At 56.7% G+C, this 16,565-nt stretch carries 13 protein-coding genes; 6 read left to right on the top strand and 7 right to left on the bottom strand.

Annotation, left to right across the window (positions count from 1 at the left end):
- Positions 1 to 4: 4 nt before the first annotated feature.
- The gene (locus tag BFG58_RS01115) at positions 5 to 961 is read left to right on the top strand and encodes an AraC family transcriptional regulator (RefSeq protein WP_048029460.1); all 957 of its coding nucleotides are present in this window, start codon (positions 5 to 7) and stop codon (positions 959 to 961) included.
- A gap of 13 nt (positions 962 to 974) precedes the next feature.
- Here the strand turns inward: BFG58_RS01115 and BFG58_RS01110 are convergent, their stop codons facing one another.
- Positions 975 to 2,312: a carbohydrate porin gene (locus BFG58_RS01110; protein WP_069719010.1), complete on the bottom strand. Its 1,338-nt coding sequence runs from the start codon at positions 2,310 to 2,312 to the stop codon at positions 975 to 977.
- Positions 2,313 to 2,737: 425 nt separating this feature from the next.
- On the opposite strand from BFG58_RS01110, the gene BFG58_RS01105 reads away from it, so the two are divergent.
- Positions 2,738 to 4,423 (top strand): alpha,alpha-trehalase, encoded by a 1,686-nt coding sequence (locus BFG58_RS01105; protein ID WP_069719009.1) that lies wholly within the window; start codon positions 2,738 to 2,740, stop codon positions 4,421 to 4,423.
- A gap of 64 nt (positions 4,424 to 4,487) precedes the next feature.
- Here BFG58_RS01105 and BFG58_RS01100 read toward each other — a convergent pair whose 3' ends face one another.
- Both BFG58_RS01100 and BFG58_RS01095 read right to left on the bottom strand, forming a co-directional pair.
- Positions 4,488 to 6,590 carry a TonB-dependent siderophore receptor gene (locus BFG58_RS01100; RefSeq protein WP_069719008.1) on the bottom strand — a complete coding sequence of 701 codons (2,103 nt, stop codon included), beginning with the start codon at positions 6,588 to 6,590 and terminating at the stop codon, positions 4,488 to 4,490.
- A gap of 112 nt (positions 6,591 to 6,702) precedes the next feature.
- Positions 6,703 to 6,957, bottom strand: coding sequence for a GlsB/YeaQ/YmgE family stress response membrane protein (locus BFG58_RS01095; RefSeq protein WP_008502662.1), 255 nt, complete (start codon positions 6,955 to 6,957; stop codon positions 6,703 to 6,705).
- Between the two features lie 208 nt (positions 6,958 to 7,165).
- Between BFG58_RS01095 and BFG58_RS01090 the strand changes: the two genes are divergently transcribed.
- Positions 7,166 to 7,897, top strand: coding sequence for a flagellar brake protein (locus BFG58_RS01090; RefSeq protein ID WP_048029456.1), 732 nt, complete (start codon positions 7,166 to 7,168; stop codon positions 7,895 to 7,897).
- A 38-nt stretch (positions 7,898 to 7,935) separates the two neighbouring features.
- Here BFG58_RS01090 and emtA read toward each other — a convergent pair whose 3' ends face one another.
- Positions 7,936 to 8,547 carry a membrane-bound lytic murein transglycosylase EmtA gene (gene emtA / locus BFG58_RS01085; RefSeq protein ID WP_024909815.1) on the bottom strand — a complete coding sequence of 204 codons (612 nt, stop codon included), beginning with the start codon at positions 8,545 to 8,547 and terminating at the stop codon, positions 7,936 to 7,938.
- 106 nt (positions 8,548 to 8,653) lie between these two features.
- Between emtA and ldcA the strand changes: the two genes are divergently transcribed.
- Both ldcA and BFG58_RS01075 read left to right on the top strand, forming a co-directional pair.
- A complete protein-coding gene (gene ldcA, locus BFG58_RS01080) occupies positions 8,654 to 9,568 on the top strand; it encodes a muramoyltetrapeptide carboxypeptidase (protein WP_069719007.1) in 915 nt (304 codons plus the stop codon).
- A 97-nt stretch (positions 9,569 to 9,665) separates the two neighbouring features.
- Positions 9,666 to 11,399, top strand: coding sequence for a potassium/proton antiporter (locus BFG58_RS01075; protein WP_045908249.1), 1,734 nt, complete (start codon positions 9,666 to 9,668; stop codon positions 11,397 to 11,399).
- Between the two features lie 98 nt (positions 11,400 to 11,497).
- Here the strand turns inward: BFG58_RS01075 and dadX are convergent, their stop codons facing one another.
- Positions 11,498 to 12,568 carry a catabolic alanine racemase DadX gene (gene dadX / locus BFG58_RS01070; protein ID WP_008500515.1) on the bottom strand — a complete coding sequence of 357 codons (1,071 nt, stop codon included), beginning with the start codon at positions 12,566 to 12,568 and terminating at the stop codon, positions 11,498 to 11,500.
- Positions 12,569 to 12,577: 9 nt separating this feature from the next.
- The gene (locus BFG58_RS01065) at positions 12,578 to 13,876 is read right to left on the bottom strand and encodes a D-amino acid dehydrogenase (RefSeq protein WP_045908248.1); all 1,299 of its coding nucleotides are present in this window, start codon (positions 13,874 to 13,876) and stop codon (positions 12,578 to 12,580) included.
- 321 nt (positions 13,877 to 14,197) lie between these two features.
- On the opposite strand from BFG58_RS01065, the gene BFG58_RS01055 reads away from it, so the two are divergent.
- Complete coding sequence (locus BFG58_RS01055; RefSeq protein ID WP_023293929.1) at positions 14,198 to 15,730, top strand: SpoVR family protein; 1,533 nt, start codon at positions 14,198 to 14,200, stop codon at positions 15,728 to 15,730.
- A gap of 108 nt (positions 15,731 to 15,838) precedes the next feature.
- On the opposite strand, the gene fadR is transcribed toward BFG58_RS01055, so the two are convergent.
- On the bottom strand, positions 15,839 to 16,558 hold the full coding sequence (gene fadR / locus BFG58_RS01050) for a fatty acid metabolism transcriptional regulator FadR (RefSeq protein ID WP_008500512.1): 720 nt from the start codon (positions 16,556 to 16,558) through the stop codon (positions 15,839 to 15,841).
- Positions 16,559 to 16,565 lie beyond the last annotated feature (7 nt).

The following is a 16,565-nucleotide window of genomic DNA, read 5'->3' as shown; positions in this document are numbered from 1 at the left end:
CGCCATGACCGTACAGTCACCCGATTTGATCAGCGAACTTTTACGGGGCATGCGCCTGTCAGGCGTGAAATACCGGCGGATTGAAGCCAGTGCGCCCTTTGGCGTCGCGTTTCATCAGGCTCCCGGCCGGGCACAGTTCCATTTTGTGAGCCACGGTAGCGCCCTGCTGCGCATGGAGAGCGGCGCAACGTTCGAACTGAGCGGTGGCGACGCCCTCTTTATTCCCGGCGGGAATTCCCACGCTTTGCTCTCTGACGAGCAGGCCACCCTTACCCCGGTCAACGCCTTCCCGAGCGAGCCTATCTGCAGCTCGGTCTGCGCCATTACCTGCGAGCCCTGCCCGGAGAGCGAGAACACCCTTATTTTTAGCGGGTGCATGGATTTTGAGCTGGGCGGGATGCAGCCGCTGATCAAGGCGATGCCGGAAGTGATGATGGTCAGTCGGCTGATGTCCACCTGGCCGGAAATTCATCCGCTGCTGGCGGCAATGGAGCGGGAATCCGCGGCGCGTCAGGCTGGTTATGCCGGGATCCTTGCGCGGCTGGCCGATGTGGTGGCGGCGTTAATTGTGCGGGGCTGGGTTGAAGGCGGCTGCGGCAAAGCCACTGGCTGGGTGCAGGTGCTGCGCGACCCGCGCCTGAGCCGGGCCATTTACGCTATGCACCAACAGCCTGGCCTGAACTGGAGCGTCGCCGATCTGGCAAAAGAAGCCGGGACTTCCCGATCCGTTTTCGCGGAACGGTTTCTCGCGGCGACGGGAACGACACCGGCAAAATATCTCAGCGAGCTGAGAATGCGGCTGGCCATTCAGTATATTCGTCATGAAAACCAGCCGATCGAAACCGTCGCGCTGCGGCTGGGTTACGGATCGCTGGCGGCTTTTAGCCGGGCATTTAAGCGCATCATTGGCCATGCGCCGGGCACGCTGCGGGAAGCCAGCCAGACTCCGGAAGAAGCCTGACTGGCGTACGGCATCAGAAATAGTATTTAAAGCGTACGCGTCCGCCGTAGCGATCGTCGTTTTTATTGTCACCCTCTTTTGGAGAGGCGTTGACCCAGGACGCATACGCGCCCAGATAGATGTTGAAGTTTTTCATCTTCATGACGTTCGGAATGAGGTACGACGTATGGATGGTATGAATGTCGTACTCGCCCGGGTCGCTGATCCAGCAGTCGTTTTCACACTCGGCGTCAAAGGTTGAGGTATTAAACTCGTCGATTTCGTTATGAGCATAGATATAGCCCAGCTCAAAATTACGCCAAAGGGCATTGATGCCTGAGGTAAAGTCGGTTTCGCCCGTCGCGTCCAGGTAAGCCGTGTTGAAGTTCATGACCACCCCGTTCTCCGGATCGGTTTTAAGTCCGTCCCAGGTCATAGTAAACCCGTAGCCGGTCCGGTCTGACTGATCGACCCAGCGCCCGGCATCGTCACGATAGCCGTAAGCGTTGTTTACCAGGTTGGTCTCCATAGCGAACGCGGTTGAAAACGGTCCGCTCTGCCATGAGACAACCGGGCGCACGTAGGCGACGTTTTTATCGTTCTCAAGCTCCGCGCCGTGATAACGCTGGTCGACGTACAGATCGCTGCCGTCCTTAAACAGGGTATTCAGTTCGAAATACCAGTTGTCCAGCGTCTTGCTCACCAGGAAGTTACCGCCGCTGTCGGTTCGGCCACGTCCCTCTTTCAGCATATAGATATAGCCGTAGCCGTCGCTGTAAAGGTCGTCTGCCGTATTGCCCGAGTATTCCACAAAGGTATCCTGATTGAGCGGAAACATATCATACGCTTCGAAGCGGCCAACCTTAATTTCCCAGTCTTTTTCAGAGCCGAAGAAAAATACGGCGTCATCCAGATACATTTGCCCAGCAAGATCGCCGAGCGGCTGAACGGAGAATCCGGCATAATTTCCGTTATTCATTTTACGATAACCATCAAAATCCAGCAGAATACGGCCATTAATATCCCAGCGTTCTTTGTCCCCGGGTGCCCAGTCGTTATTAGCGCTTTGCTTAACAGACGTCAGGCTACCCGTTTTACTGGCAGCATCCATATTAAGCTCAACGTCACCATAAAATTTAATATCGCCAAAACCTGACAGCGTCAGTTTCGGCGGCGCCTCGTTGTTGACCGGCTCCTCTGACTGCACGGTGACCGTCGCTGCCTGCTGTACCGTCGCCTGTTGCTGCTTAAGCACTTCGATTTGCGCTTCCAGCTGCGCCAGCTTTTCCTCCACGCTTGCTGAGGACTGGGCGGCTAAAAGCGCCCCGGAATAGAGCGCACCTGTCAATATGACCATTTTCTTTAATTTCATAGATTCCGTCCTGATTAAAAAGGAAATACCCAATAATTGAGTTTCGCCATTTCGTACAAATACAGGCAGGAACGCTATTATGTTTTTTGATAACTGAATTACGAATTTTAACTTGTGTGAACCGGACAGAATAATTCCTTTATTATTAACGAGAGAAACACAACCCGCCTCACATTATTATTTCATCGACTTTCCCGACGTTAATTATATAAAATACAAATATAATTATTTAAGATAATAATTAGACCGGTTTCATTCCCACAACAAATTATCAAACGTCCTGCAGCCTGCCTGAGAACGCGGTAATTTGTCTGGTTCTGCGCAAAATGGGATATTCAACACGCGAAGCGGGCAATATTCGTCTAAGGTTTTCAGGTGATTGACAACAGCGGTCACGCTGCCCGGTAAAGACAGGAGACGAAAAGATGATAAAACCTCGTACATTGCGCCCCGCTTGTTTACATCTCGCGCTGGGAGGCGCGCTGCTCGGTGTCGCAACGTTTGGCTATGCCAACGAACAGCCTGCGACTCAGACAACCCCGCCCGATATTTTACTGGGGCCCCTCTTCAATGATGTGCAAAGCGCTAAACTGTTTCCCGATCAAAAAACCTTTGCGGATGCAGTCCCCAAAAGTGACCCGCTGATGATTCTGGCGGATTACAGGATGCAGCACGCGCAGTCCAGCTTTGACCTGCGCCATTTTGTCGAGATGAATTTCACCCTCCCAGAAGAGGGAGAAAAGTATGTTCCACCGGCGGGGCAATCGTTACGTGAGCACATTGACGATCTCTGGCCCGTACTGACGCGCACCACCGATAAAGCCAGCAACAAATGGGATTCCCTTCTGCCGTTACCGAAGCCTTACGTTGTGCCCGGCGGTCGTTTCCGCGAGGTCTACTACTGGGACAGCTATTTCACCATGCTGGGCCTGGCTGAGAGCGATCATTGGGACAAAATCAGCGACATGGTGGATAACTTTGCGTATGAGATCGACACCTTCGGCCACATTCCCAACGGCAACCGCAGCTATTACCTGAGCCGCTCCCAGCCGCCGTTTTTCTCACTGATGGTTGAACTGCTGGCGACCCATGACAGCGACGCGCTGAAGAAATATCGCCCGCAGATGGAGAAAGAGTATGCCTACTGGATGGGCGGCGTCGATGCCCTGCAGCCGGGCCAGGCCAACAAACGCGTGGTGAAACTGGATGACGGCGCGATCCTCAACCGCTACTGGGACGATCGCGACACCCCGCGCCCGGAGTCCTGGCTTGACGATGTGAATACCGCGAAAAGTAACCCTAACCGACCGGCAACCGAGATCTACCGTGATTTGCGTTCCGCCGCGGCCTCGGGATGGGACTTTAGCTCCCGCTGGATGGACGATCCGCAAAAACTCGGCACCATCCGGACCACCAGCATTGTGCCCGTGGACCTGAATGCTCTGATGTTCAAGATGGAAAAACTGCTGGCCCGGGCAAGCCAGGAAAGCGGCGATGCCGCCAGCGCAAACAAGTATGAGGCGCTGGCCACCGCGCGCCAGAAAGCCATCGAGAGCCACCTGTGGAATGATAAAGAGGGCTGGTACGCCGATTACGATCTGAAGAGTAAGAAGGTACGCAATCAGCTCACGGCTGCGGCCCTGTTCCCGCTTTACGTGAAGGCGGCGGCGCAGGATCGTGCCGATAAAGTCGCCGCGGCAACCTCCTCACGTCTGCTACAGCCGGGCGGAATAGCGACCACCACCGTCAACAGCGGTCAGCAGTGGGATGCGCCAAACGGCTGGGCCCCGCTGCAATGGGTGGCGGCGGAAGGGTTGCAGAATTACGGGCAAGAGAAGGTCTCGATGGATGTGACCTGGCGCTTCCTGAAAAACGTTCAGCATACCTATGACCGGGAAAAGAAACTGGTCGAGAAATACGACGTGTCGACGACCGGTACGGGCGGCGGCGGCGGCGAGTATCCGCTGCAGGACGGCTTCGGCTGGAGCAACGGCGTGACGCTGAAGATGCTGGATCGGGTCTGCCCGAAAGAGAAACCGTGCGACAGCGTGCCGGAGAATCGGCCTGCCGCGAATGATGAGGTGGCGCCGGTGAAGGCGACGGCGCAGTAAGTGAGTATTGCCGGGTGGCGGCTACGCCTTACCCGGCCTACTTTTTAAACTCACAGGGCTTTGCTTAGAAACTGTAACTCGCCCCAAGCTGATACGTTCTGTCCCGCCCAATCCAGCAGTTGGTCGCGTCGTAGCAGGTCAGCGTCTCTTTGTTGGTGATGTTCTGCGCACTGGCCTTAAGCGTCAGCCCTGCCAGCGAAGGCAGGATTTCGCCCATCCGATATGAAGCCGCCAGATCGTACTGGGTGGTACCGCCCAGCTTACCCGCATCGTTAGCCGGTGAGATTTCCATCGGGCCGGTATAGCGCGCCCCCGCCCCCAGCATCAGCCCTTTCAGCGGCGTGTTCTCAAAGGTGTAATCCCCCCAGAGATTGAAGGCATTCTCCGGCACCTGCGTTGGACGTTTCCCTTTGTACTTATCATCTTCCGTATTGATCGCGTGGGTGTAAGCATAGTTCGCAATCAGCGTCAGGTTGTCCGTCGGGCGGCTGATGGCAGACAGCTCAGCCCCTTTGGATTCCACCTCCCCGGTCTGACGATAGTTCAGGAAGCCCGGATCGGAGGTGACGACATTTTTCTGACGGATGTTGAACACCGAGGCGGTAAAGGTAGTGGCGTAGTCGGCCAGCAGATATTTCACGCCGCCCTCCACCTGCTTGCTGGTGGTCGGTTTGACATCTTTCGCCGCGAGCGTTCCCTTCGGCGACACCGGTGCAAAGCCTTCGGAATAGCTGATAAACGGTGACAGACCATTATCAAAAGCGTAAAGCGCGCCCAGGCGTTTGGTGACGCGATCCTGAGAGACCCAGTCCTTATCACCGTTTTGCAGATAATTGGTGGTCACGGAACGATAATCGTCGTAGCGCAGGCTGCCCAGCAGATTTAAGCTCCCCCACTCCACCTGATCCTGCAGGTAGTAGCCGTTCTGCTGATAACTCAGACGGTTTTTCTGGGCGGTATACAGGCCCAGCGCGCTTTCGCCGATCTGCGAATAGTCAGGATGACGCATATCCATGCCCGGCGTGGCCGACGCGTAACGGTAGTGGAAATGGGAGTTCAGCTTCTGGTAGTCAAACCCGGCCAGCAGATGGTGTTGCCAGTCGCCCAGCGCCACGGTTTTCGTCACCTGGTTATCGATGTTGAAGCTCTGCAGATCTTCATCGGTGGTGTAGGCAAAGCGGTTGAGCTGATAGACCTCGCTTCCCGTGCCCGTCGCATAGACGCTGCGCTGATGCGTATCGACGTCGAAATAGCGCGCCTTCTGGTTAAAGCCCCAGCCGCTGTCGAACGCATGTTCAAAGCTGTAGCCCAGCATCCACTGGCGCTGCTTAAATCCGTTCCACTCATCACCGGCGTAGTCGCGCTTGCCCGCGTATTTCGAGCGCAGGTAGGCGAGCGGCAGCGGGTTCGACGGCGTCAGGCTTGGGGAGTTCTGCGCCAGCGCATCCAGAGTCAGGCGGGTTTTGCTGTCGGGTTGCCAGGTGACGGACGGGGCAACTAGGTAGTTTTCATACCGGGTGGTGTGCGGCTGATCGTCATTTTCCGTCGCTTTCCCCAGCAGACGGTAGTTCCAGTCGCTATCGGCGATCTGCCCGGTTGAGTCGAGATAGCCCTCTTTCAGGTTGCGGTTGCCGGTGTTAAATCCGAGTTCGGTTCGCGCTTCTCGCTGCGGCTTTTTACTCTGGATATTCACCAGCCCGCCCGGCGAGCCGCCGCCGTAGAGAACCGATGAGGGGCCTTTCAGGATATCAACGCTGTCAATCAACAGCGGATCGATGCGGGCTTTGGTATTGCCGGTGACGTTATAGGGCAGCTGCAGCCCGTTGTAGAACTCCTGGTCGACGGTAAAGCCACGAATTTTATATTCGCTCATGTAGGAGGTATTTCCCCGCACCTCGGTTGAGACCCCTGGTGCATAGCGCAGGATTTCATTCACGGAATTCGCATGGCGCTTGTCAATTTCCGGTGCAGAAACGGTCGTGATGACCTGCGGCGTTTTACTTTCAGCAACGGCCGATTTCGTGGCGCTGTTCGTCCAGGCCGGCAGCGCGCTGCCCTGCTCTGCGCCGGTGACGACGATAGTGGATTCTTCGGCGAATGCCGGAACATGCAGTGCGAGCGAGACGGCGCCTGCCAGGGCGCATAGCGTAAAACGTGAAGGAGTCATAATGTCGTCTTGTTGTTAGATGCGATACGGAACGACAATTATTATCATTTAGATTAACAAATCAATACACAGGCAAAAAAACGGCCCTCCGCAGAGAGCCGTTTACGTCATGTTATGCTCGTCGCAGTAACCTGAATATGCCCAGCACCACAATGGCGCCCACGACAGCGACCAGAAAACTGTGCAGGTCAAAACCACTTATGTTGCCTCCGAAGCCAAACATCGTCGCCAGCCAGCCGCCCACAACCGCACCAACGACCCCGAGTACACAGGTCAAAATAAAGCCGCCGCCATCGTTTCCCGGCATGATCAATTTCGCGATAGCGCCAGCAATAAGACCAAAGATAATCCAGGCGATGATACCCATAGCGATGCCCTCTTGCAGGTTTAACGCATGCGCAGAAAACCTTCTGCACAGCTAACATAAGTATAGGTCATCGCCGGAAAATCATTTTCTTCTCACCGACTTATCTTTGTCTAAACAGGCAAAAAAAACTCACCGGTTTGTATTAAGTTTCATCGCAGATTGCCGATAACGCTAAGACAGTCTGTCATCTATCAAGGAGCCATCCGGCGTGAGTCATTACAGTGAGCAGTTCCTCAAGCAAAATCCGCTGGCTGTATTAGGGGTATTACGCGACCTGCAAAAAGGTGAAGTGCCGCTGCGCATCAGCTGGTCGAATAATCAGTTCATCAGCAAGATCCTTGACGCCTCGCAGGAGCGGCTGGTGATTGATTTGGGCAGCCAGGAGTATGAAAACCGCGCGGCGCTGAAGGCGGAGAATATCGCCGTGATGGCCGAAACGCAGGGCGCCAAAGTGGAGTTTGTCCTGTCGCGACTGGAACTGAGCGAATATCAGGGGCTTCCGGCCTTTGTGACCCCCCTTCCTGGCAATCTCTGGTTTGTCCAGCGTCGCGAATATTTCCGCATCAACGCCCCGCTTCATCCCGCTTACTTCTGCAAGGCCAAAATGCCGGACAAAAAAGAGATCCGCTTCCGCCTCTTCGATCTGTCGCTGGGCGGTATGGGTGCGCTGATGGATACGCCGAAACCCGACGGACTGGTAGAAGGCATGCGGTTCACGCAAATTGAGCTGGATATGGGGGGCTGGGGGCGCTTTTATTTCGATGCACAGCTGATTGCCATCAGCGACCGCACCGTCGTGGACAGCAAAAATGAAACCATCACCACGCCGCGTCTGAGCTTCCGTTTCCTGAATGTCGGGCCCGGCGCAGAGCGCGAGCTGCAGCGCATTATCTACTCCCTGGAGCGCGAGGCGCGGGAACGCGCAAATAAAGTTCTGTAAGGAACATCGGGCAGCGTGACCGCCGCCCGTCTGCGGCATTACATGGCATCCATCGCTTTCTGTACTTTCCAGATATAACGAGGCGCCTGTGGTGCCGGGTGATTTTTCGCCACATGCTCAAAGAATTCGTCTTTGTCCATGCCGTTAATCTCTTCTATCGCCTCTTTGCGGTCAGAGGAGAAGGTTCTCAGCAACGCGCCGGCACCGTTAACGTAAGAGACAACCAGCGCGTACTGCATCACCTCCGGATCCTTAATGCCCTTCAGCACGCCGTGCTCCATGATGCTCAGATAGGCCGTGCCCATTGAAATGTTGCGTTCCGGATTCTTCAGCTCGCTGGTCGACGGCTGACCGCTCCAGCCCATATAGCGGTAAACTTCTTTCCCCGCCGTTGACGCTTTAAGCTGCATCAGCCCCACCGCGTTGGATTTGCTGACAAGCGTGGGGTTACCGCCGGACTCCACGGCAATGATCGCCGTGATGAGACGCGGACTAACGCCCCAGGCTTTCCCGGCTTGTTCACTGATCGGCATCCACTGCATCGCCCGCTTCACCGGCACTTCCGGGTTCCAGGGTGGGTTTTGATAATCATGTTTTGAACTACAGCCAGCGAGCAACACAATCAAAAAAGCAAACCATCTCAATTTCACGTCATCTATCCTTATAGCCGGTCATCGCGGTGCGCCGCTCTTGAAGCAGGCGGCGTATAAGCGGCATGATATAGACAATTAGTTTCTCATTCAGCAAGGAATTGCCATGTCTCAGTTTCATCTCATCGCGCCGTCGGGCTACTGCATTAACCAGGACGCGGCGCAGCGGGGCGTTCAGCGTTTGCTGGAGTCGGGCCACCGGGTAGAAAATCAGAAGATTATCCCCCGCCGCCAGCAGCGTTTTGCCGGTACCGAAGCGCAGCGGCTGAATGATATCAACAGCCTGGTCAGCCTGAAGGGTGAAAATAGCATAGTGCTGGCGGTGCGCGGCGGATATGGCGCGAGCAGGCTGCTGGAGAGCATTGACTGGCAGGGCCTGGCGCAGCGCCAGCAGCAGGATCCGCTGCTGATATGCGGCCACAGTGATTTCACCGTCATCCAGCTTGGGCTGCTGGCGCTGCATAACGTCATCACCTTCAGCGGCCCGATGCTGGCCGGTAACTTCGGCGCGCCGGAGCTGGAAGCGTTCACCGTGGAACATTTCTGGCGCGCGCTGCGTAATCCCTCCTACAGCGTGGAGTGGCGGGGCTTTGGACCGCACTGGGAATGTGAAGGCCAGCTCTGGGGCGGCAACCTGGCGATGCTGGTTTCGCTTATCGGCACGCCGTGGATGCCGCACATCGAGGACGGCATTCTGGTGCTGGAAGATATCAACGAACATCCGTTCCGCGTCGAGCGCATGCTCTTGCAGCTCTATCATGCCGGTATTCTTGAGCGCCAGTCCGCGATCGTGCTGGGCAGCTTCAGCGGCTCTGCCCCGAATGACTATGACGCGGGTTACTCCCTGGAAACCATGATTGAGTTCATTCGCTCGCGGCTGGATGTTCCGGTGATCGCCGGTCTGGATTTCGGCCATGAGCAGCGCACCGTGACCCTGGCGCTGGGGGCGCACGCCTCCCTGATCCATAATGATTCCGGCTCCCGGCTGACCATCAGCGGCCATCCTGTCATAAAGGCATAAAAAAGCCGTTATACCCCCTTAATAAAACGCTGTTGCCGTCGTTAATATGTTAGGGTTTTAGTAACAGCGTTAACATTGAGGTGGGAGTAAGAGAACATTGGATGCCGCAGCGATAATCAGCCTTTTCATTCTGGGTTCGGTCCTTGTAACCAGCAGTATTTTATTAAGTTCATTTTCATCGCGTCTCGGCATACCTATTCTTGTTATTTTCCTCGCCATCGGCATGCTGGCCGGCATTGATGGCATTGGCGGTATCCCATTCGATAACTATCCTTTCGCCTACATGGTGAGTAACCTGGCGCTGGCGGTGATCCTGCTGGACGGCGGCATGCGCACTCAGGCGAGCTCCTTCCGCGTGGCCTTAGGGCCCGCGCTGTCGCTCGCGACGGTTGGCGTGTTGATAACCTCCGGCCTCACCGGAATGATGGCCGCGTGGCTCTTCCATCTCAATATCATGGAAGGTTTGCTGATTGGCGCGATTGTTGGCTCAACCGATGCGGCAGCGGTGTTTTCCCTGCTTGGTGGAAAAGGGCTCAACGAACGCGTTGGCTCCACGCTTGAGATTGAATCCGGCAGTAACGACCCGATGGCGGTGTTTCTCACCATAACGCTTATCGAGATGATTCAGCAGCACGAAAGCGGGCTGAGCTGGACGTTTGCGTGGCATATCCTGCAGCAGTTTGGCCTGGGGATTGTTATCGGCCTGGCGGGCGGCTATCTGCTTCAGCAGACAATCAACCGCATATCGCTGCCGTTGGGGCTTTACCCGTTGCTGGCGCTGAGCGGCGGCATCCTCATTTTTGCCGTTACCACGGCGCTCGACGGCAGCGGCATTCTCGCCGTCTACCTCTGCGGGTTCCTGATGGGCAACCGCCCTATTCGCAACCGGCATGCCATTTTGCAGAACTTCGACGGTCTGGCCTGGCTGGCGCAGATCGGCATGTTCCTGGTGCTGGGGCTTCTGGTCACCCCCTCAGACCTGCTGCCCATCGCGGTTCCGGCGCTGCTGCTGTCCGCGTGGATGATCTTCTTCGCCCGTCCGCTGTCGGTATTTGCAGGCCTGCTGCCGTTTCGCGGCTTCAACCTGCGCGAGCGGATATTCATCAGTTGGGTGGGCCTGCGCGGCGCGGTGCCGATTATCCTTGCCGTCTTCCCGATGATGGCGGGTCTGGATAACGCCCGGCTGTTCTTCAACGTGGCGTTCTTCGTGGTGCTGATTTCGCTGCTGTTCCAGGGAACGTCCCTCGGGTGGGCGGCGAAAAAAGCCAAAGTGGTGGTGCCTCCCGTGGGCTGGCCGGTTTCCCGCGTGGGGCTCGACATCCATCCGGAAAACCCGTGGGAACAGTTCGTTTATCAGCTGAGCGCCGACAAATGGTGCGTGGGGGCTTCGCTGCGCGATTTGCACATGCCGGCCGAAACGCGCATTGCCGCCCTGTTCCGCGACAATGTTCTGCTGCACCCTACCGGCAGCACCCGCCTGCGCGAAGGGGACATTCTCTGCGTGATTGGCCGCGAGCGCGACCTGCCCGCGCTGGGCAAGCTGTTCAGCCAGTCGCCTCCGGTGGCGCTGGACCAGCGTTTCTTCGGCGATTTCATTCTGGAAGCCAGCGCCAGGTTTGCCGATGTGGCGCTGATTTACGGCCTGGATGAAGGTGCTGAAGACGGAGATAGCCAGCAAACGCTGGGCGAAATCATCCAGCAGCGGCTTGGCGCTGCCCCGGTCGTGGGCGATCAGGTCGAGTTTGCCGGGATGATCTGGACGGTAGCAGAGAAAGAAGATAACGCTGTGAGGAAAGTCGGTTTGAGGCCGATGGAAGAGGAAGCGGAGTAGCGTTTTTTTTGCCGGGTGGCGGCTTCGCCTTACCCGGACTACACTCGAGGATTTTGTAGGTCGGGTAAGGCGAAGCCGCCACCCGACACAAACATTTGTTACACCGTCACAACCGGCACTCTCGGTGCCAGCGCGCACATCAGTTCATACCCTACCGTCCCTGCTGCGGCTGCCACGTCATCAATTTTGATTTCGTTACCCCACAGCTCGACCGGCGAACCGATACCCGCCTGCGGGCATGGCGTCAGGTCAACGGCCAGCATATCCATTGATACGGTACCCACCGTTCCCGTGCGGACCCCATCGACCCACACAGGCGTGCCGGTCGGCGCAATGCGTGGGTAGCCGTCGGCATAGCCGCCCGCCACGATACCAATCCGCTGCTCGCCCTTTGCCCGATAGCGGCTACCGTAGCCCACCGTGTCGCCAGCCTTCAGGGTTTGCACACCAATGATTTCGCTGCGCAGGGTCATTACAGGCTTCAGTCCGCTGTTGGCGATATCCTGCCACTGGCCCGAGGGCGACGCGCCGTACAGAACGATCCCCGGACGCACCCAGTTGTAGTGCGCCTCGGGATGCCAGAGTGTGGCCGCCGAGTTGGACAGCGAGCGCGGACAGTCCAGCCCTTCTGCCGCCTGCTCAATGCGGACCATGGCATCGGCAATGCCGTCCGGTTTTTCCGCGTCGGCAAAATGCGCCATCAGCGTCATTTCACCTACGTTCTTCAGCGCGCGCAGCTGCTGCCAGACCGTATGCACCCGCTCAGGCTGGAAGCCCAGGCGGTTCATGCCGCTGTTCACCTTGAGATAGATATCCAGCGGCGCGTGGAGCTTCGCATCCTGAATCGCTTTGATCTGCCAGTTGCTGTGAACGCTGGTGGTCAGCCGGTACTTATCCAGCAGCGGCAGATCGTCGGCGTGGAAGAAGCCCTCGAGCAGCAGTATGGGCCCTTTCCAGCCGCGCTCGCGCAGCAGAATAGCCTCTTCCAGATTAAGTAACGCAAAGCCATCGGTGGCGCTCAGCGCGCTCCAGATACGGTCAATGCCGTGGCCGTAGGCATTCGCTTTCACGACCGACCACACGCGTGCGCCAGGTGCCGCCCGGCGAACAATCTGCAGGTTATCCTTCAGGGCCTGCAGGTTCAGCTGAGCCAGAACAGGACGGGACATGACAACTCCTTAGTTATGCGCGCCGTGCAGGTGCTGTGGACGCGACGGCGTAAACCCCGATTGATAGCGCGCGGCGCTTAAATCGTCAAACGGAATGGCTGGCGTGCGTCCGGAAATCAGGTCGCTCAGCAGCTGGCCGGAGCCACAGGCCATCGTCCAGCCAAGCGTGCCATGTCCGGTATTGGTCCACAGGTTTTTGAACGGCGTGCGCCCCACAATCGGCGTACCGTCCGGCGTCATTGGACGCAGGCCGGTCCAGAACGTCGCCTGCTCGACAAAGCCACCGCGCGGGAAGAGATCCCCTACCACCATCTCCAGCGTTTCACGACGCGGTTTCAGCAGCTCGGTATTGAAGCCGACGATCTCCGCCATGCCGCCTACGCGGATGCGGTTATCGAAGCGGGTAATGGCGATTTTGTAGGTTTCATCCAGAATGGTAGAAACCGGTGCGCCGCTCTCCTCTTTTACCGGAATGGTCAGCGAGTAGCCTTTTAGCGGGTAGACCGGAATATCGAGAATGCCCTTCAGCATGGCGGTGGAGTACGAGCCAAACGCCATGACGTAAGCATCCGCTTTGATCACCTCTTCGCCACACTTCACGCCGTAAATTTTTTCCCCTTCCGACAGCAGCTTGTCGACAGCGGTGTTAAAGCGGAACTTCACCCCCGCCTGCTCGCACATTTGCGCCAGACGCTGCGTAAAGAGCTGGCAGTCGCCGGTTTCGTCGTTCGGCAGGCGCAGGCCGCCCGTCAGCTTATGCGCCACTTCCGCCAGCGCCGGTTCAACCTGACCAAGCTGGCTGGCTTCCAGCAGCTGGTACGGTACGCCAGCATCTTCCAGCACGGCGATATCGCGGGTGGCATTTTCGTACTGCTGCGCCGTGCGGAACAGCTGCAGCGTTCCGCCCTGACGGCCTTCGTACTCAATCCCCGTTGACGCGCGCAGCGCTTTCAGGCAGTCGCGGCTGTATTCCGCCAGGCGCACCATGCGCCCTTTATTCTCCATGTAGTGGCGGGTGTCGCAGTTGCGCAGCATCTGCCACATCCACTTCAGCTGGAACTGCGTGCCGTCAAGGCTGATGGCCAGCGGCGCGTGGCGCTGGAACATCCATTTAATCGCCTTCAGCGGAACGCCCGGCGCTGCCCACGGTGCCGCATAGCCGGGAGAGATTTGCCCGGCGTTCGCCGCGCTGGTTTCCAGCGCAGGGCCTGACTCACGATCGATAACGGTGACGTCATGTCCCGCCTGACTTAAATACCAGGCGCTGGTTACCCCAACGACACCACTTCCCAGTATGACAACACGCATAGCCACTCCATTATGTGCAAAAGAACAATCTTCTAATTACAGATTGATAACCTAGTTGAAAATATTATTCAACATACGACTTTTTTATGGTGACTTACCTCACACATCCCCCAGCATCAGGGGATAGTGCTAATTTGGGATCTCCTGCTGCGCGTTATTTTTAACCAGCATAATATGCTGAGGGACGCCCTTTTTTTGCCGTATCAAAAACGCGAAATCGCAAAGAAAAAATTTCTGCCTCAGCACGCTTTTTAACACGTTGATCTATGCTTGAAAGGAGGCTCTCCAGACAGAGAGAGCACCCACAACGAGGGCGCGCTAATGGCTACTATTGATTCCCTGAACAAGGACAACACACGTCTGAGCGATGGACCCGACTGGACCTTCGAGCTGCTGGATGTTTACCTCGCCGAGATCGACCGGGTCGCAAAACTGTATCGCCTGGATACCTACCCCCATCAGATTGAAGTCATTACGTCCGAACAGATGATGGACGCCTACTCCAGCGTCGGGATGCCGATTAACTACCCGCACTGGTCGTTTGGTAAGAAATTTATTGAAACGGAGCGGCTGTATAAGCACGGCCAGCAGGGTCTGGCGTATGAAATCGTCATCAACTCCAATCCGTGTATCGCCTATTTAATGGAAGAGAACACCATTACCATGCAGGCGCTGGTGATGGCGCACGCCTGCTACGGGCATAACTCTTTTTTCAAGAATAACTATCTGTTCCGGAGCTGGACGGATGCCAGCTCCATCGTCGATTACCTGATCTTCGCCCGTAAATACATTACCGACTGCGAAGAGCGCTACGGCGTGGACGAAGTGGAAAAACTGCTGGACTCCTGCCACGCGCTGATGAACTACGGCGTAGACCGCTATAAACGTCCGCAGAAAATCTCCCTGCAGGAGGAGAAAGCGCGGCAGAAAAGCCGCGAAGAGTATCTCCAGAGCCAGGTGAACATGCTATGGCGTACCCTGCCGAAGCGTGAGGAGGAAAAAACGATCGCCGAAGCGCGTCGCTATCCGTCCGAGCCGCAGGAAAACCTGCTCTATTTTATGGAGAAGAACGCCCCGCTGCTGGAGCCGTGGCAGCGTGAGATCCTGCGTATCGTGCGCAAGGTCAGCCAGTATTTCTATCCGCAAAAGCAGACGCAGGTGATGAACGAAGGCTGGGCGACATTCTGGCACTACACCATCCTCAACCACCTGTATGACGAGGGGAAAGTTACCGAGCGGTTCATGATGGAGTTCCTCCACAGCCATACCAACGTGGTGTTCCAGCCGCCCTACAACAGCCCGTGGTACAGCGGCATTAACCCGTATGCGCTTGGCTTTGCCATGTTCCAGGACATCAAGCGTATCTGCCAGTCGCCAACGGAAGAAGACAAGTACTGGTTCCCGGATATCGCCGGCTCTGACTGGCTGGAAACGCTGCACTTTGCGATGCGCGACTTTAAGGATGAGAGCTTCATCAGCCAGTTTATGTCGCCGAAGATCATGCGTGACTTCCGCTTCTTCACCGTGCTGGACGATGACCGCAACAACTATCTGGAGATCTCCGCAATCCACAACGAGGAGGGTTACCGTGAGATCCGCTCTCGCCTCTCTTCCCAGTACAACCTGAGTAACCTTGAACCGAATATTCAGGTCTGGAACGTGGATTTACGCGGTGACCGCTCCCTGACGCTGCGCTATATCCCGCACAATCGCGCGCCGCTGGATAAAGGGCGTAAAGAGGTGCTGAAGCATGTGCATCGCCTGTGGGGCTTTGACGTGCAGCTGGAGCAGCAGAATGAAGACGGGAGCGTTGAGCTGCTGGAACGCTGCCCGGCGCGGTTAAATACGCTGTAGTTTTTGCCGGGTGGCGGCTACGCCTTACCCGGCCTACGGGTTTTGTAGGCCCGGTAAGCGAAGCGCCACCGGGCGAAAAAAAACCTCTCATACGAGAGGTTTTTTATTTCAGCGGCTCTGAATCGCCAAATCGCCCGGCAGCGTTTTCTGCATACGGTGCCAGATTTCACCGGAATCGTGACCGTAGCGGCGCACCGTCTCATAAACCTGATCGTGCAGGCCTTCAGAGCACAGCTTGCTCAGCTTATGGTAGAAGCCCAGCGCCAGGCTGCGGGCTTCTGGATTGGCAAAGTAGTGGCGGCCAATGCGGGTGTAGAGCCCTTTCATGCCGTTGAGGATCAGACCGTACACCGGGTTGCCGGAGGCAAACGCCAGCCCACGGAAGACGTTGTAATCGAGGGTGGCAAACGCGTCGGCGTGATCTTCCACTTCGTTGGCACTGGCCAGTACCGCAAGCGCATCTTCCGGATGCTGACGGAAAGCCGTACGAATGAAGATCGTCGCGATGTTGGTGCGAACGGAGAGCAGATTATCAATGAGCTGCGGCACGCTTTCATGATCGAGACGCGCCAGCGTTTCAAGAATGTTCAGCCCGGAGGTTTCCCAGAAGTTGTTCACTTTTGTTGGCTTGCCGTGCTGGATCGTCAACCAGCCATCGCGCGCCAGTCGCTGAAGCACTTCACGCAGCGTGGTGCGAGTGACGCCAATCAGTTCAGAGAGTTCGCGTTCAGCCGGAAGAATGGACCCCGCAGGGAAACGATTATTCCAGATGCTTTCAATGATGTACTCTTCCGCGAAACCCGCCGGGCTCTGCGCCTTAATGACCATAGTGAGA

This window comes from Enterobacter sp. ku-bf2 (assembly GCF_001742765.1).
Classification (GTDB): domain Bacteria; phylum Pseudomonadota; class Gammaproteobacteria; order Enterobacterales; family Enterobacteriaceae; genus Enterobacter; species Enterobacter quasiroggenkampii.
This window is presented reverse-complemented; position numbering and strand designations above follow the sequence as displayed.

What these genes read in the sequence shown, in the direction of transcription:
- dadX (WP_008500515.1), bottom strand. Translation starts at nt 12,568, where the DNA reads ATGTCCCGTCCTGTTCTGGCTCAGCTGAACCTGCAGGCCCTGAAGGAT.
- BFG58_RS01105 (WP_069719009.1), top strand. Translation starts at nt 2,738, where the DNA reads ATGATAAAACCTCGTACATTGCGCCCCGCTTGTTTACATCTCGCGCTG.
- fadR (WP_008500512.1), bottom strand. Translation starts at nt 16,558, where the DNA reads ATGGTCATTAAGGCGCAGAGCCCGGCGGGTTTCGCGGAAGAGTACATC.
- BFG58_RS01095 (WP_008502662.1), bottom strand. Translation starts at nt 6,957, where the DNA reads ATGGGTATCATCGCCTGGATTATCTTTGGTCTTATTGCTGGCGCTATC.
- BFG58_RS01110 (WP_069719010.1), bottom strand. Translation starts at nt 2,312, where the DNA reads ATGAAATTAAAGAAAATGGTCATATTGACAGGTGCGCTCTATTCCGGG.
- BFG58_RS01065 (WP_045908248.1), bottom strand. Translation starts at nt 13,876, where the DNA reads ATGCGTGTTGTCATACTGGGAAGTGGTGTCGTTGGGGTAACCAGCGCC.
- BFG58_RS01100 (WP_069719008.1), bottom strand. Translation starts at nt 6,590, where the DNA reads ATGACTCCTTCACGTTTTACGCTATGCGCCCTGGCAGGCGCCGTCTCG.
- ldcA (WP_069719007.1), top strand. Translation starts at nt 8,654, where the DNA reads ATGTCTCAGTTTCATCTCATCGCGCCGTCGGGCTACTGCATTAACCAG.
- BFG58_RS01115 (WP_048029460.1), top strand. Translation starts at nt 5, where the DNA reads ATGACCGTACAGTCACCCGATTTGATCAGCGAACTTTTACGGGGCATG.
- BFG58_RS01055 (WP_023293929.1), top strand. Translation starts at nt 14,198, where the DNA reads ATGGCTACTATTGATTCCCTGAACAAGGACAACACACGTCTGAGCGAT.